The organism is Streptomyces canus 299MFChir4.1 (genome assembly GCF_000383615.1).
Taxonomy (GTDB): domain Bacteria; phylum Actinomycetota; class Actinomycetes; order Streptomycetales; family Streptomycetaceae; genus Streptomyces; species Streptomyces canus_C.
Genome location: NZ_KB911598.1, coordinates 69,731 through 89,858, shown reverse-complemented (window position 1 = coordinate 89,858; position 20,128 = coordinate 69,731). Strand labels below are relative to the sequence as shown.

23 protein-coding genes and 3 pseudogenes are annotated in these 20,128 nt (G+C 69.1%); 14 read left to right on the top strand and 12 right to left on the bottom strand.

Annotated features, from left to right (window positions below):
• Nucleotides 1–121 precede the first annotated feature (121 nt).
• Nucleotides 122–850, bottom strand: coding sequence for a flavodoxin family protein (locus H293_RS0130210; RefSeq protein WP_020121561.1), 729 nt, complete (start codon nt 848–850; stop codon nt 122–124).
• A 283-nt stretch (nt 851–1,133) separates the two neighbouring features.
• Here H293_RS0130210 and H293_RS60380 point away from each other — a divergent pair, with 283 nt between their 5' ends.
• The gene (locus H293_RS60380) at nt 1,134–1,670 is read left to right on the top strand and encodes a hypothetical protein (protein WP_259294561.1); all 537 of its coding nucleotides are present in this window, start codon (nt 1,134–1,136) and stop codon (nt 1,668–1,670) included.
• 255 nt (nt 1,671–1,925) lie between these two features.
• Nucleotides 1,926–2,168: a hypothetical protein gene (locus H293_RS60375; RefSeq protein WP_020121559.1), complete on the top strand. Its 243-nt coding sequence runs from the start codon at nt 1,926–1,928 to the stop codon at nt 2,166–2,168.
• Between the two features lie 179 nt (nt 2,169–2,347).
• On the opposite strand, the pseudogene H293_RS60370 reads toward H293_RS60375, so the two are convergent.
• Nucleotides 2,348–2,593 (bottom strand): annotated as a pseudogene (locus H293_RS60370) (2-oxo acid dehydrogenase subunit E2); the annotation flags it as partial.
• 58 nt (nt 2,594–2,651) lie between these two features.
• On the bottom strand, nt 2,652–3,029 hold the full coding sequence (locus tag H293_RS0130195; RefSeq protein ID WP_033415787.1) for an ACT domain-containing protein: 378 nt from the start codon (nt 3,027–3,029) through the stop codon (nt 2,652–2,654).
• Nucleotides 3,030–3,540: 511 nt separating this feature from the next.
• On the opposite strand from H293_RS0130195, the gene H293_RS0130190 reads away from it, so the two are divergent.
• The 8 genes from H293_RS0130190 (at nt 3,541) to H293_RS0130155 (ending at nt 10,490) form a co-directional block, all read left to right on the top strand.
• A complete protein-coding gene (locus tag H293_RS0130190; protein ID WP_020121557.1) occupies nt 3,541–3,849 on the top strand; it encodes a hypothetical protein in 309 nt (102 codons plus the stop codon).
• Between the two features lie 280 nt (nt 3,850–4,129).
• Complete coding sequence (locus H293_RS0130185; protein ID WP_028808320.1) at nt 4,130–5,152, top strand: LacI family DNA-binding transcriptional regulator; 1,023 nt, start codon at nt 4,130–4,132, stop codon at nt 5,150–5,152.
• 191 nt (nt 5,153–5,343) lie between these two features.
• The gene (locus H293_RS0130180; protein WP_020121555.1) at nt 5,344–6,471 is read left to right on the top strand and encodes a glycoside hydrolase family 12 protein; all 1,128 of its coding nucleotides are present in this window, start codon (nt 5,344–5,346) and stop codon (nt 6,469–6,471) included.
• A gap of 503 nt (nt 6,472–6,974) precedes the next feature.
• Nucleotides 6,975–7,241: a hypothetical protein gene (locus H293_RS61720; protein ID WP_199790209.1), complete on the top strand. Its 267-nt coding sequence runs from the start codon at nt 6,975–6,977 to the stop codon at nt 7,239–7,241.
• 522 nt (nt 7,242–7,763) lie between these two features.
• A complete protein-coding gene (locus H293_RS0130170; RefSeq protein WP_020121554.1) occupies nt 7,764–9,011 on the top strand; it encodes an MFS transporter in 1,248 nt (415 codons plus the stop codon).
• Nucleotides 9,012–9,211: 200 nt separating this feature from the next.
• Complete coding sequence (locus H293_RS0130165) at nt 9,212–9,679, top strand: SRPBCC domain-containing protein (protein WP_020121553.1); 468 nt, start codon at nt 9,212–9,214, stop codon at nt 9,677–9,679.
• The gene (locus H293_RS0130160) at nt 9,676–10,032 is read left to right on the top strand and encodes an ArsR/SmtB family transcription factor (protein ID WP_020121552.1); all 357 of its coding nucleotides are present in this window, start codon (nt 9,676–9,678) and stop codon (nt 10,030–10,032) included. The genes H293_RS0130165 and H293_RS0130160 overlap by 4 nt, the downstream gene beginning before the upstream one ends.
• A gap of 14 nt (nt 10,033–10,046) precedes the next feature.
• A complete protein-coding gene (locus tag H293_RS0130155; RefSeq protein WP_020121551.1) occupies nt 10,047–10,490 on the top strand; it encodes an SRPBCC family protein in 444 nt (147 codons plus the stop codon).
• Between the two features lie 36 nt (nt 10,491–10,526).
• Here the strand turns inward: H293_RS0130155 and H293_RS60360 are convergent.
• The 6 genes and pseudogenes from H293_RS60360 to H293_RS0130125 all read right to left on the bottom strand — a co-directional run.
• Nucleotides 10,527–10,679, bottom strand: a pseudogene (locus H293_RS60360) (pyruvate decarboxylase); the annotation flags it as partial.
• Between the two features lie 2 nt (nt 10,680–10,681).
• Nucleotides 10,682–11,086, bottom strand: a pseudogene (locus tag H293_RS60355) (FAD-binding oxidoreductase); the annotation flags it as partial.
• Between the two features lie 208 nt (nt 11,087–11,294).
• Nucleotides 11,295–12,374, bottom strand: a complete 1,080-nt coding sequence (locus H293_RS0130140; protein ID WP_020121548.1) for an LLM class flavin-dependent oxidoreductase — start codon at nt 12,372–12,374, stop codon at nt 11,295–11,297.
• Nucleotides 12,374–12,898 carry an SRPBCC family protein gene (locus H293_RS0130135; protein WP_020121547.1) on the bottom strand — a complete coding sequence of 175 codons (525 nt, stop codon included), beginning with the start codon at nt 12,896–12,898 and terminating at the stop codon, nt 12,374–12,376. The genes H293_RS0130140 and H293_RS0130135 overlap by 1 nt, the downstream gene beginning before the upstream one ends.
• A gap of 109 nt (nt 12,899–13,007) precedes the next feature.
• Entirely contained in the window at nt 13,008–13,505 is a 498-nt protein-coding gene (locus H293_RS0130130) for a winged helix-turn-helix transcriptional regulator (RefSeq protein ID WP_020121546.1), read from the bottom strand.
• Nucleotides 13,506–14,088: 583 nt separating this feature from the next.
• A complete protein-coding gene (locus H293_RS0130125; protein ID WP_051138176.1) occupies nt 14,089–14,796 on the bottom strand; it encodes a TetR family transcriptional regulator in 708 nt (235 codons plus the stop codon).
• A 107-nt stretch (nt 14,797–14,903) separates the two neighbouring features.
• Between H293_RS0130125 and H293_RS0130120 the strand changes: the two genes are divergently transcribed.
• A complete protein-coding gene (locus tag H293_RS0130120; protein ID WP_020121544.1) occupies nt 14,904–15,335 on the top strand; it encodes an SRPBCC family protein in 432 nt (143 codons plus the stop codon).
• Here the strand turns inward: H293_RS0130120 and H293_RS0130115 are convergent.
• The 3 genes from H293_RS0130115 to H293_RS0130105 form a co-directional block, all read right to left on the bottom strand.
• Nucleotides 15,332–16,126 (bottom strand): alpha/beta hydrolase, encoded by a 795-nt coding sequence (locus tag H293_RS0130115; RefSeq protein ID WP_259294553.1) that lies wholly within the window; start codon nt 16,124–16,126, stop codon nt 15,332–15,334. The genes H293_RS0130120 and H293_RS0130115 overlap by 4 nt on opposite strands.
• A gap of 204 nt (nt 16,127–16,330) precedes the next feature.
• Nucleotides 16,331–17,077 carry a phosphotransferase family protein gene (locus tag H293_RS0130110; protein ID WP_020121542.1) on the bottom strand — a complete coding sequence of 249 codons (747 nt, stop codon included), beginning with the start codon at nt 17,075–17,077 and terminating at the stop codon, nt 16,331–16,333.
• Between the two features lie 91 nt (nt 17,078–17,168).
• Complete coding sequence (locus H293_RS0130105; RefSeq protein WP_020121541.1) at nt 17,169–17,537, bottom strand: VOC family protein; 369 nt, start codon at nt 17,535–17,537, stop codon at nt 17,169–17,171.
• A gap of 63 nt (nt 17,538–17,600) precedes the next feature.
• Here H293_RS0130105 and H293_RS0130100 point away from each other — a divergent pair, with 63 nt between their 5' ends.
• The 3 genes from H293_RS0130100 (at nt 17,601) to H293_RS0130090 (ending at nt 19,643) form a co-directional block, all read left to right on the top strand.
• On the top strand, nt 17,601–18,059 hold the full coding sequence (locus H293_RS0130100) for a MarR family winged helix-turn-helix transcriptional regulator (protein WP_020121540.1): 459 nt from the start codon (nt 17,601–17,603) through the stop codon (nt 18,057–18,059).
• 108 nt (nt 18,060–18,167) lie between these two features.
• The gene (locus tag H293_RS0130095; RefSeq protein ID WP_020121539.1) at nt 18,168–18,683 is read left to right on the top strand and encodes a DinB family protein; all 516 of its coding nucleotides are present in this window, start codon (nt 18,168–18,170) and stop codon (nt 18,681–18,683) included.
• 69 nt (nt 18,684–18,752) lie between these two features.
• Nucleotides 18,753–19,643, top strand: a complete 891-nt coding sequence (locus tag H293_RS0130090) for an aminoglycoside phosphotransferase family protein (RefSeq protein ID WP_020121538.1) — start codon at nt 18,753–18,755, stop codon at nt 19,641–19,643.
• The last annotated feature ends 485 nt before the right edge of the window (nt 19,644–20,128 follow it).

Here is a 20,128-nt window from a genome sequence, read left to right as displayed (position 1 = left end):
ACCAGCGTCGGGAGCCACCGCGCTCACCTGGAACCCCTCGACGCCGGGGAGGTGCACGCCGGCCGGGCTCTTTCAAGCGGTGGGTTGTGCGGCGCTCGGACGCCGCACAACCCACCACCGGTCACCGGTGTTCCGGGTTGTCCGCACCCGGGCGGCAGCCCGCGTCCCACTGAGAGCGCTGGTTGCCGTACGCGGGGATACCGCCCGCCCGCTTGAGCAGGGCGGCAAGGTGCATGAGGTTCCAGGTCATGAAGCTCGTGTTGCGATTGGTGAAGTCGTTCTCCGGTCCGCCCGAGCCCGCGTCGAGGTACGACGGCCCTGGCCCGGCCGGGCCGATCCAGCCGGCGTCGGCCTGGGGCGGGATCGTGTAGCCGAGGTGCTGGAGGCTGTAGAGGACGTTCATCGCGCAGTGCTTCACACCGTCCTCGTTGCCGGTGATCAGGCAGCCGCCGACGCGGCCGTAATAGGCGTACTGTCCCTGCGCGTTGAGGAGGCTGGAGCAGGCGTAGAGGCGCTCGATCACCTTCTTCGTCACCGAGCTGTTGTCGCCGAGCCAGATCGGTCCGGCGACGACCAGGATGTCCGCGGCCATCACCCGCTCGTAGAGGGCGGGCCACTCGTCGGTGGCGAAGCCGTGTTCGGTCATGTCCGGGTAGACGCCGGGGGCGATGTCGTGGTCGACGGCGCGGATCTCGGACACGGTGATCCCGCACGACCCCATGATCTCCGCGCTCTTGTCGATCAAACCCTGGGTGTGGCTCAGCTGCGGGGACGGTTTGAGGGTGCAGTTGATGTACAGCGCGGTGAGGTCGTCGAAGCGGGGCGGGGCGGTGGCGGAGGGTTCTGTCATAGGGGCAGCGTCCCGCACGGTTTCGGTTTTGTCCCGCTTCGGCACGGCCCGCACGCCTTACGGAGTCATGACGTACGGGCGGCCAACCCTTGGCGTCGACGGGGGTTCCGGCGTCGGTGGCTGCCGGGGCCCGGCGGACGTGGCCCCGACGCTGAGGCGTCTCACCGGGCCCAGGTCAGAATCTTGGCGACGAGAGAAGCCGTGGATGTGTGAGGGGGCGGCGCCGTCTGGCGGCGTCAGCGGCGGTGGACTGGGCTGAGCCGGGGAAGTACGGGGATCTGTGATGAGCCAGGTGCTGTACAGCGAGCGGTCGTGGAATCCGCTGGCACGGACCGTGGAGCTGACCGAAAACGGGCTGCGGGTGGGCGGCTGGACCATGCCATTGGGCGAGTTGAACCTCGGTGCCATGGCCGAGGCTTTCCAGCGTGGGTGCTGGCTCGGGGGCGGTGGGACCGAGCGGTCGCTGCAGCCGTTGCCGGAGGGTGCCGGGGTCGTCCCCGTGACCCGTTTCACCGGGACCGCCAGGCCGGTGCGGGTGCGGCAATCCGCGCAGTTCGCCCGCGAGTTGGGCGCGATGGCGGTACGGCAGTGCGGCGGGACCCAGCAGGTGGCCGCACTGGCAGCCCGGGCCCAGGCCGAGGGTGCCGCTGTGGATCGCGCGGCGGCACGCGCCGGGGCCCGCCGGGGCCGGTCACTGTCGCTCTCGACCGGCGGCTGGGACGCGTGGACGCGTGGGGGCCGCAGGCCCCCGTGGTACGGATCCGGGCGCCGCACGGTTTCCAGCCCGATGCCGCCGACCCGTCCAAGGGCGTGCGGCTGACCGTCGGGGACGTTCCGGCGCGGCTCAGCTTCAAGAAGAAGCTGCGCAAGTCCAGGAGTTCCGTGGAGGTGCGGCTGCCCGACCGGCATTGGGTACTGCGGCGGGAGAGCGCGCTCACTTCGTGGCTGCTGTGCGGTGAGCGGCCGGTCGCCCTGCTGACGTGTCCCCCGCACCGCCCCGGCGCTCGCGCCGGGCACGCTGCTTCGGCCGCTGGCCGAGGTGCCGTACGAGAGCACAGACCCGCTGGATGCCGTCATGGCGCACGTCTTCGCCGTCGCTTTCGGACTCGGCGACGCGACGGGCATCGCGAGATTCCCGCCGGAGCGGCGTCCGGCGATGGCCGGGGGCGAGCCGTTCGCCACCGACGCGACGTGGGACCGCCCGTGGTTCAGCAACCTCGGGAGCGGCGGCAATGACAACGAGCCCGGTGGCTCCGACGGCTGGGGCTGCGACGGCGACGGTGGGGATTCCGGCGGGAGCGACGGCGGCGGCGACTGATCGGCCTTCCACGACCACGGACCCACCCCTACCGGTGGACGAAAGCCGGTCATCGAGCGCTCAGAGGCGTGAGGTGAAGGATCTTGCGCACCTCCACGCGGCCGTCCACGGCCCAGGGGCGGTCGAGGAGGCGGCCGACCGACGCCGAGCATGGCGGTCTGGGGGTGGCTGAGGAGCGGGGTGGCTCCGTCGACGTCCAGCGGACCGTAGTTGTTGAGGGTGAAAGTGCCGCCCGTGCGGTGTTCGACGGGCAGTGTGCCGCTCCGGGCCAGTGCGGTGAGTCGAGGCAGTTCGGCGGCCAGTTCGTCGAGCGGCAACCGGTCGGCGTCCCGTACCACGGGGACGACCAGGCCGTGATCGGTCTGGGCAGCGAAGCCGAGGTGCACGCCCGGCAGCCGCACGATCTCCGAACTCCCGGTGCCCACCCGGGCGTTCAGCTCAGGGAAGGCGGCGAGGCCGACGAGGCAGGACTTGGCGGTTCCGTCACACGGCCACCTGGTGGCCGGCCTGGCGAAGGATGCCGACGGCTTCCCGAAGCCGGTCGGCCGGGACGAGCACGAGGTCGCCGTCGTAACTCGTGGCGGTCCAGACCGGGAGGTCGCCGGCGGCGAGCGGCGCGACGATGGCGCTGAGCATCCCCGTCGCCTCCGGGTCGTGTGCGTCATCGCCGTTCCACAGCGCCACCCATCCGTCCTCGGCCGTGTCGTCGCGGAGCATCGCCGCGCCTCCGTCCGGACCGACCACGAGCGCGAGCAGGTTGGTGTCGGCGGCGACCGTGCGGATGTCGGACACCCGCCCGAGAACGAAGCGGCCCTTGAGCACATGCAGGTTCTGAGTTCGAGCCGCCGGTGTCGAGGTCATGTGCCGCGGGCGCGGCTCACCCGGTGATGCAGGACCAGAATCCGCGCTACTGCCTTGTACGCCGCCATCATGGGCCATTCACCAGTCCTCCTGTCGCGTGACAGCTATTGCTGGTGCCGGCATCAACGGGCCACGCCGGCGCGAATCGGCACGATCGAACCAGTCTGTACTCGCGATCGCCAGTATGCCCGGACTGAGCGTCATCCTCGACGCCGAGATCCTGACGACCGCCGGGGCGGCACGACACCTTCGGCACCACTGACTACCCTCGCCGCCTGACGTCGGTCGCAGAGCTTGGGCTCATCGGCCGAGGGACGGCCTGCGGTGCGCTCCGTGAGTGGCGACAGGAAGACCCTGGAGTGGATGCGCCCGGGGGTCGGTCATCCCGTTGGGTCAGTGGGCGTCTCCGCGACCGCCAATTACCCTCCACATCGGCCTGGTTACTGGCGAGTCACAACGCCTTGTAAGATCCACTCCGACCCATGCAAACCCAATCTGGGGGAAACAACTCATGACCAAGCGCTTCTCCGCGCTCGCCGTATCCGCGGCCATCGTCGGAGGCTTCTTCATCACGTCGGTACCCGCTCACGCCGCCACGTCGGCGGACCGGGGCGAGGTATCGGTCAGGGCCTCCGTCACCTGCAACACGAGCCAGCTGCGTCAGCAGATCGCCAGCCTCAAGACCAAGGCGGCGAAGCTGAAGCAGCTGGGGGAGACCGCGGCCGCCAAGAAGGCGCTCAACGACGCGGCCGCCCTCCAGAAGAAGCTCGACGCGTGCATCAAGGCTGACGACGACGCGAGCAAGCCGTTCCCCGGATAAGTCTCCGGGTTCCGACGTGTGGCGCTGCCCGTCCCGTTCCACGGATGGGTGGCGCCACACGCTGCCCGGCCCACTGACGCTCATCTCGACGCCGGTGCGTTGTGAGGTCGCCGCCGACCCAGCCTCCTGTAAGCGCCTTAACTCCCAGTATCGTCACGCAGATCGGGAGCGCTCCCAATCATTGGGGGGAGGGCGACCGTCCGTCACCACACCCCCTGGTGAAGTCGTGTGCGCGACCCCCTCCGGCCGGTAAGATCGGTGATCTCTTGGGGGAGGTGGCATGGGCAGGCGACGCCCGGGGACACCGACGCTGGAGGAAGTGGCCGCCCACGCGCGGGTGGGACGCGGCACGGTCTCCCGCGTCATCAACAACGCCACAGGCGTGAAGGAGTCGACACGTCGGGCCGTACAGCAGGCCATCGACGAACTCGGTTACGTGCCCAATCTCGCGGCCCGCTCTCTGGCGGGACGGCGGGCCGACGCCGTCGCCCTGGTCATGACGGAGCCCGACTGGCGGCAGTTCGCGGAACCCTTCTTCTCCGAGATCGTCACCTCGCTCGGGGACGCCCTGACCGACACCGGAATGCAGCTGCTGCTGACGCTCGTCCGCTCCGGCGCCGAACGGCAGCGCTTCCTCGAGTACGCGCGCGGCGGCCGGGTCGACGGCGTCCTGCTGATGTCCGTGCACGCCGGCGATCCGCTGCCCGACATGCTCGCCGAGGCCCGGCTGCCGACCGTGCTGCTGGGACGCCGCTCGGGCGACGAATACGTCAGTTACGTCGACATGGACAATGTCGGTGGAGCACGCAGCGCCGTCTCCCACCTCATCCAGCGGGGCCGCAGGGTCATCGCCACCATCACCGGTCCGCTCGACCTGCACGCCGCTCAGTGCCGACTGCGCGGCTACGACGAGGCACTGGCGCTGGCGGGCATGAAGGCCGAGCGGACCCGGGTCGCCGAAAGCGACTTCACTGCGGAGAGCGGGCGCCGCGCCATGACAGAACTCCTCGAACGGCATCCGGACATCGACGGCGTCCTCGCGGCGTCGGACACCACGGCCGCGGGGGCTCTGGAGGCTCTGCGCGCGGCGGGACGCCGGGTGCCCGAGGATGTCGCCGTGATCGGTTTCGACGACTTTCCGCTGGCTCGGCGGACCGAACCACAGCTGACCACGGTGCGTCAGCCGATCGAGGAGGTCGGACGGGCCATGATCCGACTGCTCCTGGAGGAGATGGAGGAGGGCGCCGTGGCCTGGCGTCATGTCATCCTCCGCACGGAGCTGGTGATCCGCGAGTCCACCTGAGGTCGGCCTGCCCCATCGCCCACCTGACCTGCGTCCACCAAATCGGCCCAACCGGTTCCTGCCCGCACCCTTGTCATGCACCTGAAACATCCCTACAGTCCTGCCGAAACCAGGATTGGGAGCGCTCCCATGCATCAGGTCATGGGAACCCCTTTTCCGTTGTCCCTCCCCCACCCCTGAAGAGGATCCGCATGCGTCCTTCACCGCACCATGCCCGCCGCGCGCGTGGCCTGCTCGGCGCGCTGCTCACCTCGCTCGTATCGCTCGCCGCACTGCTGACCACCGCCACTGTCGCGCAGGCCGACACCACGATCTGCGACACCTTCGGTTCGACGACCGTCCAGGGTCGCTACGTGGTCCAGAACAACCGCTGGGGCACCAGCGCCACCCAGTGCGTCACCGCGACCGACTCGGGATTCAGGATCGCCCAGGCCGACGGATCCGTACCCACCAACGGCGCTCCGAAGTCGTATCCGTCCATCTTCAACGGCTGCCACTACACCAACTGCTCGCCCGGCACCGACCTTCCCGCTCAGCTCAGCAGCATCTCCACCGCCCCCTCGAGCATCTCCTTCAACTACGTCAACAACGCGGTGTACGACGCCGCGTACGACATCTGGCTCGACCCCACACCCCGCACCGACGGCGTGAACCGCACCGAGATCATGATCTGGTTCAACAGGGTCGGCTCCGTCCAGCCCATCGGCTCCCCCATAGGCAACACCACCGTGGGCGGACGCGACTGGCAGGTGTGGTCCGGTGGCAACGGCACGAACGACGTGCTCTCGTTCGTCGCACCGTCAGCGCTCAGCAGCTGGAACTTCGACGTCATGGACTTCGTCCGGCAGGCCGTCTCCCGTGGACTCGCGCAGAACAGCTGGTACCTGACGAGTGTTCAGGCCGGCTTCGAGCCCTGGCAGAACGGCGCGGGCCTCGCCGTGACCTCGTTCTCCTCCACCGTCAACAAGGGCTCTTCCGGCCCGGGCACCCCCGGCGGCTCCACGGCCTGCAAGGTGGCATACGCGACGAACGTCTGGCAGGGCGGCTTCACCGCCGACGTCACCATCACCAACACCGGCACCACTCCCGTCAGCGGCTGGAGGCTCGCCTTCTCCCTCCCCTCCGGGCAGCAGATCACCAACGCCTGGAACGCGAACCTCTCCGGGTCGTCAGGAGCGGTCACCGCGAGCAACGTGAGCCACAACGGCGAGCTGGCGGCCGGCGGCCAGGCGACCTTCGGGTTCCAGGGCACCTCCAGCGGCACCTTCACCAAGCCCTCCGCCTTCAGCCTGAACGGCACTGCCTGCACGACCGAGTGATCCACGTCCGCCTCCGGAGCCGACACCTCCGGATGCGCTGCTCCGTCTCATCGCAGCAGGGGACGTGTCACGGCCCGTTGGGCGCTGCCGGATCCCGGCGACTTTCCGCTCCCCATGCGGTGAAGGCGGCCTGGAATCCCTGCCCGCACAGCAAGTGACAGAGGCTGCCGGGTGCCGGAGACGACCGCGGAGCCGGCGGGCGGCAGGTGCGCGCGGGGTCGACCCCCGCAGGAGCCGAGCCGGACGAGAGCGGCGAACCATGCCGACATGACTCTCCGGCCCCGGGCCCGCTCCGGCGGACTTACCGTCGCATCTGTCGCCCGGCAGCTCGACATCCGCCTCGCGGCCCTGGCGCAGTGCGAGCTCCGGGCGGGCCCTCATGCGCGGGTCTCTCACGGTGACGGTGTCGACGCGTCGTGGATCGGTCGGCGGGTGTGGGGCTTCACCGACACCGGCGGGGCCACGCCGAACACGCCGTCGCGCCGGTCGAGCAGATTCTTCCCTTGCCCAGCAGCCTGTCCACCGCTGCCGCGGTGACACGCAGCAGCTCCGGCGCGGTGGCCCGCTTCGGGCTTCGCCACACCCAATTCGCGCCCGGGGAGACCGTGTTGGCGCGTGGCGCGGTCGGCCGTATCGGGATCATGGCAGCGCAACTCGCCGCCCGCGGTGGTGCCGCACTGGACTGCGACGGCCGCGGAGGGGAAGGGGCTCCCGCAGGCTATGACGTCATCATCGACGTCGTGGCCGGTATGGACATGCCGTTGTTCTGAAGCTCTGCCGGCGCACCGGAAGATGGACGCGGGTGAGGTGTTCGGCAGGATCGCGCTGACGCCGTGTCCTCGCCGCACAGCCCTCCGCGGGCAGCGCGAGGGCCTTCACAGGGCGGGGCCCTGCTCTACGAGACGTAGGCACACCCTCTCCCGGTGGCGTACAGACGCCAGATGCACCCGTTTCAGTTTCGCCGACTCGAACCAGGCTCGAACCACTCGACTCTCACAGCCATGCACGCATCTTACGTTCTGTACATCCTGTACGTTACGTTGGGAGCGCTTCCGACGAGGCGATCACACAACACCAGTCGGTCGGCCGCGCATGTGACCGACCGACAGAGAACTGTTTGAAGTGGGGGGAACCTGGTCAGCCCAAAGGGGTTCAGCGAGCGGCACACGCTGGTCTTCGCCCCCCCGGCGAGTTGGACGAACTCCGCCACACTTCATGACCACGGGGTACTGGGCCGCCTTTCGGCGACCGGGCACAGGGCCGGGTCTGACCTCCATCCCGAAGGAACACTCGTGTTCAGTGTGCTGCGGATCCGGGACTACCGGTTCCTGGCGTCCGGTCAACTGCTGTCCAGCCTTGGCGACTGGTTCCTGCTCCTCGCCGTCCCGTACTACGTCCTGGAGTTGACCGGCTCCGCCATGGCGTCGGGCTTTTCCCTGGCCGCGGGAACGATCCCGGCACTGGTCCTCGGTCCACTGGCGGGGGCTCTCGTCGACCGCTGGAACCGGCTGCGCGTCATGGTCGTCGCGGACCTGGCCCGCATGATGGCGGTCTCGCTGATGCTGTGGGTGGACAGTCCGGACGAGGTATGGCTGATCTACGTCGCGCTGGTCCTGGAATCGACCCTGAGCCAGCTGTTCAACCCGGCCTCCGCCGCCCTGCTCCCGCAACTGGTCGGCCGTGAGGGCGACCTCCACTCGGCGAACTCCCTGAGCGCCCTGATCGTCGGCTCCATCCGGCTCGTCGGCGGCCCGTTGGGCGGGGCCGCGTACGGCGGCCTGGGCTTCACGGCGGTCGTCGCCATCGACACGATCAGTTACGCGTGTTCGGCGCTGTGCCTCTCGATGGTCCGCTACCGGCCGCGGACGACCGCGCACCGAAGCACCGGGGCGGGGCGCGGGCAGCCAGGCAGGCTGGTCGCCGAGATCCGCGACGGAGTCGTACGGATACGCCGCGACCCGTGGCTGGCGGCGCTGGCGGCAGCCGGTGCTCTCTTCGCGCTCGCCACGTCCGCCGTGAACGTCGGCCTCATTCCGTACATGGACCGGGTCCTGCACGCCTCACCCCAGGTCCTCGGCCTGCTCTTCGGGGCTTTCGGTGCGGGGCTCCTGCTCGGGGTGCCACTCAGCCGAGCACTCACCGCGAGGCTCGCCGACAGGACTGTGCTGGTGGGCTCCCTGGCAGCGCTCGCCGTGGCCTTCGCGGCGACCTTCAACACCCCTGTGATCGGGTGGAGCTTCGTGTTGTTCCTGACCATCGGGGCGCCCATGGTCTGTTTCACGATCACCAGCGGGACGTTCGTCGCCCGTCACACCCCTGACGCCGTACTGGGCAGGGTCAGCGCCACCAACGGATTCCTCCAGGCGGCGGCCTCCTTGTCGGGCATGCTGGCCGGCTCACTGCTGAGTGAGGCGCTGGGTGTCGTGACGATGATGAACCTGTGCTGCGTCACCGTCGCACTGGCAGCGGGGACCCTGCTGCTCATGCCGCGACGTCAGCCCCCCATCGCCGAGGACCTGCCCCTCAAGGAGGCCGCGTGACCGCACACGGATGGCCGTGCCGGCGGTGGGCGCCGATCGAGGAGAGCAGGCTCCGGCTGACCACGATCGGCCGATGACAGACGGCTCGGGCACCTGCGACGAGCCCCGAGCCGATCACATCATCGCGCAACTAATGGTTGCGCGTTTCCTCCATGTCGGTTAGCTTGATACGCAACCAAACGTTGCAGAAGGTGGCGGGCATGGAATTCGGAACAATCGAGCGGGAGATCCACATCGACGCCTCACCCGAGGTCGTCTTCGACGTGGTGAGCAGTCCCGAGCACCTGCGCGAGTGGTGGCCGGACGAGGCGGAGTTCCCGGCCGTGCCCGGCGGAGCGGGGCGGATCGGCTTCGGGGACTGCTCGCAGGGCGGCACCTGGGTGCAGTTCACGGTCGTCGACGCCGTGCCGCCGCGACTCTTCTCCTTCCGGTGGACCCACGAGGAGGGAGAGTCGGCCGCCCCCGGCAATTCGAACCTGGTCGTCTTCGAGCTCACGCCCGCCGGGTCCGGGACGCTCCTGCGGATGACCGAGAGCGGCTTCCGCGAGCGCGGCTGGGACGAGGCGAAGATTGCCGCCAGATACGCCGAGCACGCCTCCGGCTGGGACTTCTACCTGCCGCGGCTGCCGGCTTACGCCGTGAGGGTCGGAGCCGGTGGTCAAGCGTGAGGGTGGACGACGAGCTCTGGTCGGCGGTCGGCGACCCGACCCGGCGCCGGATGCTGGACCTGTTGCTGAGCGAAGGCAGCGCCACGGCGACCAGCCTGAGCGAGCAGCTGCCGGTGACGCGTCAGGCGGTGGCCAAGCACCTCCTCGTCCTCGACCGCGTCGGCCTGGTGCACGCCACCACCGCCGGCCGCGAGAAGCAGTTCCGAGTCGATCAGGCCCAGCTCGCCCGCGCCGTCGCGCAACTCGCCGACGTCGGCGCTGCCTGGGACTCCCGTCTCCAGCGCATCAAGCGCATCGCCGAGACCATCCAGCGCGGCAAGGACACGGACAACGAGACCGACAAGAAGCAGTAGAGAGGAACAAGAAGATGGCAGACATCCTTCACCGCATCGGCGTCGAGCACTCCTCGCCGCAGCAGGTGTACGAGGCACTGACCACTCTGGACGGCTTGTCCGGCTGGTGGACCGAGAAGACGTCCGGAAGGACCGACCCGGGCGGCGTGATCGAGTTCCGGTTCGGGCCGGGCGGGTTCGACATGAAGGTCGCCGAGCTCGATCCGGGCCGGCTCGTCCGCTGGGACGTCGTGGACGGACCGCAGGAATGGATCGGCACCAGCGTGCAGTGGGACCTCCGGCAGGACGGCGACCACACGATCGTGCTGTTCAAGCACGAGGGCTGGCGTGAGCCGGTCGAGTTCATGCACCACTGCAGCACCAAGTGGGCCACCTTCTTGCTGAGTCTCAAGCAACTCCTCGAAACCGGGGAAGGTGCCCCCGACCCGCGCGACGTGAAGATCAGCGACTGGCACTGACCTGTCCATCCAGCCGTTCCACCGTCTCCTTGCGTGTCAACGCCCTTCGCCGGTGCCGGGCCGGTCCTCGCGGTGGCGGTGGCCGGGCAGCATTTCCTGGACCTCGGCCTTGAAGCCCTGCCGGACCATGCCGGCCCGATCGCTGTCACCCTTGAGCACGGACAGCGCCGCGGCCTCGATCTGGTCCCAGGCACGTCGGCGTCGAGGTGGGCGCGGCGCATCAGTTCACGGTCGGCGTCGTCCTTCATGATCGCGTGCTGGTGGCAGTGGGTCTGCACGACGGCCTGCCGGGTCAGCGCGGGTGGCTGCCAGTCCTTCGGCGCGTGGTGCACGAGGTGTTCGGCGAAGGTGCGGAACCGGCCGGCCAGACGTTGCACATCCTGCTCGTCGGGCATCAACTCGGGCGCGTCGGCGCGGAACACGGCGGTGCAGGACGGTTCGAGCCCGATGACCGGGGTCCCGGCCTCGATGTACGGGCGCAGGACGTCGAGCGTGCGGCGCCGGACCTTCTTGGCGCTGACCCGGGCGGCGCATGAGATGGCAGTGGATCCGTTCGACGAGACGCATCGGGTGGGGGGCCTGATCGGCGACCCACTCAACCCGGCCCCGCCTGAGCCCCCTCGGGGAGGCCGCCGTCGGGCGAACCACAGCAGCATCTGATACCCGAGCCGGAGCTACCGGGACTGCGCCATCAGGAACTCCGCGGTGCGCGAACAGCGGTGTGGCCCTGCGGACGGGGGATGCCGCAGGGCCACGCTCGCACCGTACCGCTCTTCTGGTCGCTGCACAGAACTTACGCTCGACTCAGCGCCCGTCAACGGGCTGTCGGCGGACTGCCTCGCCCTCGATCTCGCGGACCAGGTCGATGGCCCGGCCGAGGGTGGTGAGCCGTGCGTCCAGCGTCTTGCCTGCGGGGTAGAAGCGGACGATGTCGACGCCGGCATCGCGCCATACGCGCAGCCGTTCCCGCACCATGTCCTCGGTGCCGATCAGCGTGGTGGCCAGCACCATGTCGTCGGTGACCAGACCGGCCGCGCCATCCCGGTCCCCGGCCTGCCAGCGCTCCCGGACCTCGGCCGCTACCTCGGCCCAACCCTGGCGGCTGTAGGCGTTGTTGTAGAAGTTCGTCGTCTCGGAGCCCATACCGCCGAGACTGAACGCCAGCTCCTTCTTACGGCCGGCCACCATCACCCGCAGCGCCTCCGCGTCCTCGGCGAACGCCACCTCAGCGCCCTGGCAGATGTCGAGGTCGGCACGCGAACGTCCCGAAGCGGCGAGCCCGGCGTCCAGGTGGTCGAAGTACGCCTCCTTGGCACCCTCGGGAACGAAGCTCGTGCCCAGCCAGCCGTCCGCGATCTCCCCTGTCAGACGCAGCATCTTCGGCGAGAGCGTCGCCAGGTGGATCGGGAGGTCGTGCTCCGCGCGCATCGCCGGACGCATGGGCTTGCCTTCCCCGCCGGGCAGCGGGATCTGGAACTCCCGCCCGGAGTAGGAGACTTTCTCGCCCGACGCGGCCTGACGCACGATCTCGACCGTCTCGCGCATCCGGGACAGCGGCCGGGCGAACGGCACCCCGTGCAGCCCTTCGATCACCTGCGGTCCGGACGGGCCCAGCCCCAGCAGGAAGCGACCCTCGGAGAGGTTGGACAGCGTGATCGCGGCCCGGGCGATGGCCATCGGCGTACGGGTGGCGAGCTGAATGATGGCGGAACCGAGCAGCATGCGCTCGGTCTTGGCGGCGAGGTAGCCCAGCGGTGACGGCGCCTCCGCTCCCCAGGCCTCCGCGACCCAGCAGATGTCCATGCCGAGTTTCTCCGCCTCCACGACGAAGTCGACCGTCTCCGGCCAGTTCGCGGAAGCCTCGATGGTGGTGGACGTACGCATCACACACGCGCCTTTCCGGGCTCTTCCGCCAGCTTCTTGATCGCCGCGAGCGTGGTGCCGATATTGCTCTCGAACTCGCGCATGCGCACGAAGACGATCTTCTGCTCCTTCTCCGGCATACGGTCGATGGCGACGGACAGGCCTGAACGGCCCGGCCCCATCTGCATCCACTGCCGCAGCAGCGTGCCACCGTCCCGCCGCTCCAGCGTGAACCGCCAGATCGCCGACGGGAACTGCGGATCCTCCACCGCCCACGCGAACACCTTCAGGGGCTCGTACTCGACGATGTGGGAGGTCGTGGCCCACTCGCCGAACGCCTCATGCTTGCTCCGGCCCACAAAGCGGGCCCCCAGCACAGGCCCCATTCCTCCGTCCAGCCACTCCACCGACTGCAACTCGGAGCTCAGGCGAGGCATCAACTCGATGTCGGACACCAGCTCCCACACCCGCTCGGGCGGGGCAGCGATCCAGATCGACACCTCCACCGTCGGCTTGTCCGCGTAGCACGCGCCCGTCCACTCCACGCCCGGCCTCCTCCCTCAGTAAGCAGGCCCAGAACCAGGCCTGACCACCAAAGTTGTGTAGATAGACTCACTTGTCAAGCGTGTGCGGCACTTCGGTCGGGCCTGTCGGTCAGCCGGCGAACCGCTCCTTCACGTCCGGTCGCTCGGCCAGGCGCGGCGGATAGCCAGGCCCCATCCTGGGATGGGTGTTCTCGGCGGTCATGGGCTCGCCGCAGGCGGCGCACACCACCTCGGCGTAACTCTCCTGGCCGCAGACGTCGTGGTAACTCGTCACGGGCGGACCCGCCTCACCGGCCAGCCATCTGTCCCCCCACCGGTTCATGGCCAGCAGCACGCCGTAGAAGTCGCGCCCCTTCTCGGTGAGGACGTAGTCGTGGCGCACCGGCTCTGTCTGGTAGGGCCGCTTCTCCAGCAGCCCTTCGTCGACAAGCCGCCGCAAGCGGTCGGTCAGCGTGTTGCGTGCGATGCCGAGCGACTCCTGGAACCCGTCGAACCGCTTGATCCCGTAGAAGGCCTCCCGCAGCACCAGCGGCGTCCACCAGTCGCCGAGCAGGTCCATGGTGCGGGCGATCGAGCAGGGCCAGTGTGCGAAGGATGTGCGCCTCATGGCGGCAGCATACGGTTGGTCTCACAAAGAAACCCAGCAGGCGGCGAGGATTGAAGAGGCGAGTGAAGCCGATGTCGCCGTGGACCTGGAGGCGCCGACGGTCGTCGCTGCGACGGCGCCGCTCGCCGCCGCCCAGAGCGCCCGTACGGCCTGCCGCGTCGGCTTCGGATCCGTCGGCGTCGAGGCCCGGAGCGGCCCACTGCATCCCGCGGTCCCGTCGTTTCCGACTGCACGTGCCGGTCGGCGACCGGCGGCTCGATGGCCGGGAACCGTCAGATCGCCCGGCCGAACCGCCATGGCCCGCCCGCCCGCCCGAGTACCCCACCACCCCTCCAGATGCTCCCGCCCAGCGCCTGCCGACTCGACCGCCAGGACGGTGAGCAGACGTTCGGCCGCATGTCCGTCGAGGGCCGAGCGGTACGACAGACGCGCCGGTCAGCCGCACTGCCGCCATCGGCTCGGTGACGTCCAGTGCCTCCTCCGGACTCTGCGCTGTGGCTGACTGACCACCCCCCGTACCGTGCCCGAATGATTGCCGCCTCCAGCTGCGAAGGCCCACAACAGCGAGCGGCTGTGAAGCACCTCAGCCGGTCGGAGCGGCACCTTCGAAGGAGGCGAGGCCGGCGTCGAGGAGCTGGGCAGCGCGGCGGACGTCGGCGGTCACGGCCTCATGGATCTGCGTCGCCGGGCGGGTGCCGTCCAGATGCTTCCCGAGGCTTCGGAACTGGATGGACCACAGTCCGAGCAGGGCCGTTGCCGCGATCTGCGGTTCCGGGTCGTCCGGGTTTCTGTGGGCGCGCCGGGCCAGCGCTTCGGCTGTGGCGGCGACGAGCCGGTCGGTCATGTCCCGGTGGTAGGCCCTCAGTGAGGGCGTGGACCGGGTCAGCGCGCCGAAGCGCCTGATCATGGCGGCGGCTTGGTGGGGGTCGTCCTGCGCGGCGATCCAGGAGGTCATGGCCCGCAACTCATCGGAGAGGATCCGCAGCACCGCCTCGACCGCCGAGTGGTCGGTGTCGGCCAGGCCCACGCGCAGGGCGGCCAGCGTGGTCTCGCCCCGGTCAAGGATGAGCGATTCCTTGGTGGGAAAGTAGTTGAAGACCGTCTTCTCCGAGACTCCGCACGCCTGGGCGATCTCCGAGACGCGGACAGCGTCGAAGCCGCGCTCCAGGAACATCTCGGTCGCGGTGTCGGACAGACGTTGCCGCAACCGGCGCTTCTTCTGCTCCCGCAGCCCTTCAACCTCCGGCTCCGCCGCCTGCGGGCGCCATGCCGTCCAGTCCACCGCGCTCATGACGACAGAGTAATACAGCGGCAGAACAATTACTGCTACTGTAATTTTTCAGCGACTGTAAATACTTCACTGTCGCTGTCTTCTGCCGATTCACCCGTGGGAGCCCCATGAGCGCCATCCACATCGTCCGCGACTACCCGCACTCTCCGGCCAAGGTCTGGCACGCCGTCACCGATCCCCGGCTGATACCGCTGTGGACCGCCACCGGGGCCGGGGCACGCCCGGAAGGATTCACCCCCACCCTTGGTACGCGGTTCCAGTTCATCGCCAAGCCCAAGCCGGGCTGGAGCGGCATCGTCGACTGCGTCGTACTGGAGGTGGACGAGCCCCGGCTGCTGCGCTACTCGTGGACCGACCACGGCGGCGGCGAGACCACCGAGGTCGCCTACCGCATCGAACCCCATGCCATGGGAACGCGCTTCACCTACGACCACACGGGCTTCACCGGTGCAGGCGGCCTCCTGATGAGCCAGATCCTGGGCCGCGTCCGGCGGAAGATGCTGCACGTCGGGCTGTCCGCCGTTCTGAACGACCTCTAAGAAGGGTTTCGGTCCGTGGAGGGGTACAGCGTGCGCAGGCCCTCGTTCAACGCGTACGACAGCGCCGATCCGTGGGTCTGCCTGGGGTACAGGCGGGCGGTGAGTTCCAGGGAGGGGTAGTCACGCAGCCGCAGCAGCTGTGCCATGCGGGTCATCGACCCGACGATGTCGGCCGCGGCCACGAAAGGGTCGGTGAGCTCCGCCTCGCCCGCACCGAGGAACACCTTCGCCGCCAGGTCGTCGTGGGTCGCGGCGTAGTCGGCCTCCATTGTGAACAGCAGATCCTCACATCCGCTGAGGGCGGGGCTGCTGGCCAGATAGCGGCCGAAGGCCGCCGGCCGGGAGAGCAGAGCGAAGCCGACGAAGTGTCCGCCGCCGGAGAACCCCACGAGACCGTGGTCTTCGTCGAACCGGAACTCGCCCGCCAACCGCGGGCGCAACTCGTCGACCAGGAACGACAGCATGGCATCGGCACCGCCGCCGCCCGTCGGCCTTTCGCTGGACAGCGCTTCCATACGCGCGCCACCGAGCCCGGCGTTGACCCATCTCGGCATCGGATAGAAGTCGTGCGTGCGACGCGCACCGAACTCGGCGGGATCACTCTCGTCGGGAGCGCCGACGCCGATCACGATGAGCTCGGAGACCTCCTGCACGGTGTGGAGCCAGTTCATCAGGCCGACGGTGAGCGGGAAGCTGAGGGACGCGTCCGTCACCCAGAGGACGGGGTAGCCGCGGTCACCGTGCTCGTACGACGGAGGGAGCGCGACGCGCACGTCATGCGGCCAGGGCACACCGGTCCCCTGCATCCGCCTGGTAGGCAGAACCTGATACGTGTGCCGGGGCAGGGCCACAACCACCTCCCGCTGAAGCCGATGTCCGGGCAGCCGGTCAGGGGTACTTGGCCCCGGCACGTCGACATGGAGCCTATTCCAACCTGCTCCACGTGCACGGTCAGAACGCATTCGCGGCAGGGCCGGGTCGGCCCGGGCGCAGTCTCACATGTGGGATCTCAGCACGTCGACCTCGCAACCCGGCGCGAACGGGTCGAAGCCGTGCTCGCTCAGCCAGCGCACGATCAGCAGGCTTCGCAACGACCACCACGCGTGGATCACGTCGAGGTCGACGGCAGTGCCGTAGCCGGCAATGACGTCGGCAAGGCGCTCCTCGTGTCCGAGCGTGAAGGTGGCGAGGTCGTACAAGGGATCACCCTGGCCCGCCTCGGACCAGTCGATGATGCCCGTGACCTCGTCGCCGTCGACGAAGACGTGCGCGATCTGCAGGTCGCCGTGAGTGAAGGCCGGAGTCCACGGCCGGAACGCGGCCTGGGCGACCTGGCGGTTGCGGGTGACCAGGTCCGCCGGCAGGACGCCGTTCGTCACGAGCCGCTCGCACTCGTCGTCGAGTTCCGCCACCAGCGTGGTGACGCTCCGGCCGGCCTGGCCGGGTCGTGGCGGCAACGGGGCGTCGTGCACCTTCCGGATGGCGGCGCCCGCCGCGGCCCATGCCGTCGGCGACCCGGTCGACGGCCCGCCGAGGGTTCCGAGCGTCGCCCCCGGGAGCGCGGCGATCGCGAGCACGTGCGGCTTGCGCCACAGGACCTCCGGAGTGGGGACCGGCGCGAGGGCCATCGCCTCGACCTCGGCGTCGAGGCGCGCCTGGTCGGCGTCCACCTTCACGAACACGTCGCCGACGCGCAGGGTCGCGCGCTCGGAATGGGCGACGACGACTTCGACCTCATCCATGGGCCCCCAGTATCCCGAGGAGGACGGCCGACGTCGCCGGGTTTCTGACGTGCGATGACGCGGCCCGAACGGAGCAACACGGCTCCGTCGATCAGGCGCGGTCGTGGAGCGTGACCTGGTAGCCGTCGGGGTCGGCGAAGGTGAAGGTCCGGCCGAAGGGGCCGTCGATCGGTGCGGAGACGATGGTGTGACCGTCGGCGACGAGCGCATCGTGGATGGCCTGGACCTCGGTGGCGTGGAGCCAGATCGCGACACCGATGCCGGGCTGCGCGACGGATGCGAGGTCGGTGCCGGGAATGACGTCGCGGAGTGCGAACGCGATCGGCTTCGTCTCGAAGACGACCGCGTGCGGAGGTCCGGCCGCCGAGCGGACGACGCCCAGGTACTGCTCGTAGAACGCCTGCGAAGCAGCGAGGTCGCGCACTTGGAGCGAGATGAAGTCGGGGCCGGTGGCGGGCATGATGACGCTCCTCGTTTTCGTGTCAGTTTTCTGACATGCACGAACCTATGTCAGAATGCTGACATGAGTCAAGAAGGTGTCGGCGTCGACCTGGAGACGTCCCTGGGCTACCTGCTCAAAGAAGCGTCGAGCGCCCTCCGCGCGGCGATGGAGGAAGTGCTGCGGCCGCTCGGGATGAGCGTGACGCACTACTCCTGCCTCGAACTGCTGGCGCAACGACCGGGCTTGTCCAACTCCGAACTCGCGCGGGGCGCGTTCGTGACACGGCAGACGATGAACGTGCTGCTCCAGGCCCTGGAACGAGACGGCTACGTGACCAGGCCTGCGGAGGCCCCCGTCGGGAAGGTGCTTCCCACGCGGCTCACGCCTCGCGGCCGACGAAGCCTAGAGAAGGCGAGCGCGGCCGTGCGGTCCGTCGAGGCCAGGATGCTGGCAGGCCTGAATGAGACCGAGCAGTCAGAGGCGTTCCGGGTCCTGCAGAGGATGATCCGTTCCCTGCGTGATGACGACAAGGGCGCGTAGGTGCGGGACCAGCGGGCGCTCGTCGGCGGCGTTCTTGATCGCGAGGGTGGCGAACCACCCCGTAAACCCAGGTGCCTCCCGTGCACGCCCCCGGTAGCGTGCGTCGACATGGCATCGGAACTGGCACGCCCGCCGCTCCAGGCGGACGAACGCACCGCGCTCATCGGATGGTTGGACCTGCAGCGGCAGATCCTTCGGTGGAAGTGCGAGGGGCTGAGCGACGACGACGCGCACCGCTCGGTCATCCCGACCTCGCCGGCCATGACGATGGCCGGTCTCATCTCCCATATGCGCTGGACCGAGCACACATGGCTTGAGGTGCTGTTCCTCGGCGGCGACGAGAAGCAGAACCCGTCGTTCGACGAGTCGCGCGAGGACGCCGACTGGCACACCGAAGGCCGCCCTGTCGCCGAGCTCGTCGCGGAATACGACGCCCAGTGCGCCCGGAGCAACGCGATCGTCGCCGCGGCCTCCCTTGACGACATCGGTCGCCACACCGGCTTCCGCTCCGGCAGCGCCAACCTCCGCTGGATGCTGATCCACCTGATTGAGGAGACGGGACGGCACGCGGGGCACGCGGACATCGTCCGGGAGCTGCTGGATGGCACGAAGGGCTACTACTGACTCCGTTGAAGCCTTGGTCTGCTTCCGGCGCTTCGCATGGGACCACTGGAAAGGCCCGCGAGATTGACCATGCACGACGACCAAGTGGACGTGACGACCGAAATCGTTGCGTCCTTGGTCCAAGAACAGTTCCCTCGGTGGAGCGGCAAGGCGATCCAGCCCCAGTCGTCGGCCGGGACGGTCAACGCCATCTTCCGCATCGGGGACGACCTCTCCGCACGTTTCCCACTACGTCTGGTCGATGCCGCCGAGGCGCTGGCGGTTCTGGAACAGGAAGCCGAGGCGAGCGCGGAGCTGGCACAGGTGTCTCGGTTCCCCGCCCCCACACCCGTCGCCCTGGGAAAGCCTGGAGCGGGTTACCCCATGCCGTGGTCGGTCCAGACCTGGCTGCCGGGAACGGTCGCCTCTGACGCCGACCCGAGTGGGTCGCCCGCCTTTGCCGAGGACCTTGCGGCCTTCATCGCAGCCCTGCGGGGCGCCGAGACGCGGGGGCGGACGTTCAGCGGCGAGGGTCGTGGCGGCGTTCTCGCCGACCACGACGCTTGGATGGCGAAGTGCTTCGAGGAGAGCAAGGAGCTGCTCGACGTGCCCCGGCTGCGCCAAGTGTGGGGCCGCCTCCGGGAGTTGCCACGCGCGGGCGCCGACGTGATGAGCCATGGTGACCTGATTCCCGGCAACGTCCTGGTCACGGGAGGCCGGCTCGGTGGCGTACTCGACACCGGCGGGTTCGGCCCGGCCGACCCCGCACTGGATCTGGTCAGCGCCTGGCACCTGTTGCGGCCGGGCCCGCGGGACGTGCTCCGGCGGGCGCTGGGCTGCGACGATCTGGAGTGGGAGCGCGGCAAGGCATGGGCGTTCCAACAGGCGATGGGTGTGGTCTGGTACTACGTCGAGAGCAATCCGACGATGAGCAGAATGGGGCGCCGGACCCTCGCCCGCGTTCTGGAGTCGACGGAGTGATGTCGCTGCCGCGCCAGCGTCCTCGGGTGCCGTACGGCCTGCCACAGGCCGACCGACAGCAGCGCCAGACTGATGGCGAAGCAGACCCAGAACACGAACTGGGTGCCGGTGGCGAGGTCGTGAGTGCTGCCGTCCTCGTAGCGGCAGTACGCCTGTGGGGGGAAACGCCTTCGAGCCGCCGACCCCTCCGTAGTACAGGGAGCACGGGTCCTCGCCGGGGTCCTTCAGCGTGTCGTCCGCCGTGACGATCAGCAGCCAGGTCAGCGCCGCCACCGGAACCGTGCCGAACACGATCATCTTCGACCAGGTCGGCAGGCGAGGGTGGGCGAGAAGCCCGATCAGCGCGATCAGCATGACGACGAACACCGCTACGACGACCCCGGCGGTGAACCGCCTCTCGTACACCTCGACCAGGAGCCAGACGACTCCGGCCACGGGTGGCGCGGTCAGGAGAAGCACCTTGAACCCGGACGCGATACGCGGAT

What these genes read in the sequence shown, in the direction of transcription:
- H293_RS0130210 (WP_020121561.1), bottom strand. Translation starts at nt 850, where the DNA reads ATGACAGAACCCTCCGCCACCGCCCCGCCCCGCTTCGACGACCTCACC.
- H293_RS60380 (WP_259294561.1), top strand. Translation starts at nt 1,134, where the DNA reads ATGAGCCAGGTGCTGTACAGCGAGCGGTCGTGGAATCCGCTGGCACGG.
- H293_RS60375 (WP_020121559.1), top strand. Translation starts at nt 1,926, where the DNA reads ATGGCGCACGTCTTCGCCGTCGCTTTCGGACTCGGCGACGCGACGGGC.
- H293_RS0130195 (WP_033415787.1), bottom strand. Translation starts at nt 3,029, where the DNA reads ATGACCTCGACACCGGCGGCTCGAACTCAGAACCTGCATGTGCTCAAG.
- H293_RS0130190 (WP_020121557.1), top strand. Translation starts at nt 3,541, where the DNA reads ATGACCAAGCGCTTCTCCGCGCTCGCCGTATCCGCGGCCATCGTCGGA.
- H293_RS0130185 (WP_028808320.1), top strand. Translation starts at nt 4,130, where the DNA reads ATGGGCAGGCGACGCCCGGGGACACCGACGCTGGAGGAAGTGGCCGCC.
- H293_RS0130180 (WP_020121555.1), top strand. Translation starts at nt 5,344, where the DNA reads ATGCGTCCTTCACCGCACCATGCCCGCCGCGCGCGTGGCCTGCTCGGC.
- H293_RS0130165 (WP_020121553.1), top strand. Translation starts at nt 9,212, where the DNA reads ATGGAATTCGGAACAATCGAGCGGGAGATCCACATCGACGCCTCACCC.
- H293_RS0130155 (WP_020121551.1), top strand. Translation starts at nt 10,047, where the DNA reads ATGGCAGACATCCTTCACCGCATCGGCGTCGAGCACTCCTCGCCGCAG.
- H293_RS0130140 (WP_020121548.1), bottom strand. Translation starts at nt 12,374, where the DNA reads ATGCGTACGTCCACCACCATCGAGGCTTCCGCGAACTGGCCGGAGACG.
- H293_RS0130130 (WP_020121546.1), bottom strand. Translation starts at nt 13,505, where the DNA reads ATGAGGCGCACATCCTTCGCACACTGGCCCTGCTCGATCGCCCGCACC.
- H293_RS0130125 (WP_051138176.1), bottom strand. Translation starts at nt 14,796, where the DNA reads ATGAGCGCGGTGGACTGGACGGCATGGCGCCCGCAGGCGGCGGAGCCG.
- H293_RS0130120 (WP_020121544.1), top strand. Translation starts at nt 14,904, where the DNA reads ATGAGCGCCATCCACATCGTCCGCGACTACCCGCACTCTCCGGCCAAG.
- H293_RS0130110 (WP_020121542.1), bottom strand. Translation starts at nt 17,077, where the DNA reads ATGGATGAGGTCGAAGTCGTCGTCGCCCATTCCGAGCGCGCGACCCTG.
- H293_RS0130105 (WP_020121541.1), bottom strand. Translation starts at nt 17,537, where the DNA reads ATGCCCGCCACCGGCCCCGACTTCATCTCGCTCCAAGTGCGCGACCTC.
- H293_RS0130100 (WP_020121540.1), top strand. Translation starts at nt 17,601, where the DNA reads ATGAGTCAAGAAGGTGTCGGCGTCGACCTGGAGACGTCCCTGGGCTAC.
- H293_RS0130095 (WP_020121539.1), top strand. Translation starts at nt 18,168, where the DNA reads ATGGCATCGGAACTGGCACGCCCGCCGCTCCAGGCGGACGAACGCACC.
- H293_RS0130090 (WP_020121538.1), top strand. Translation starts at nt 18,753, where the DNA reads ATGCACGACGACCAAGTGGACGTGACGACCGAAATCGTTGCGTCCTTG.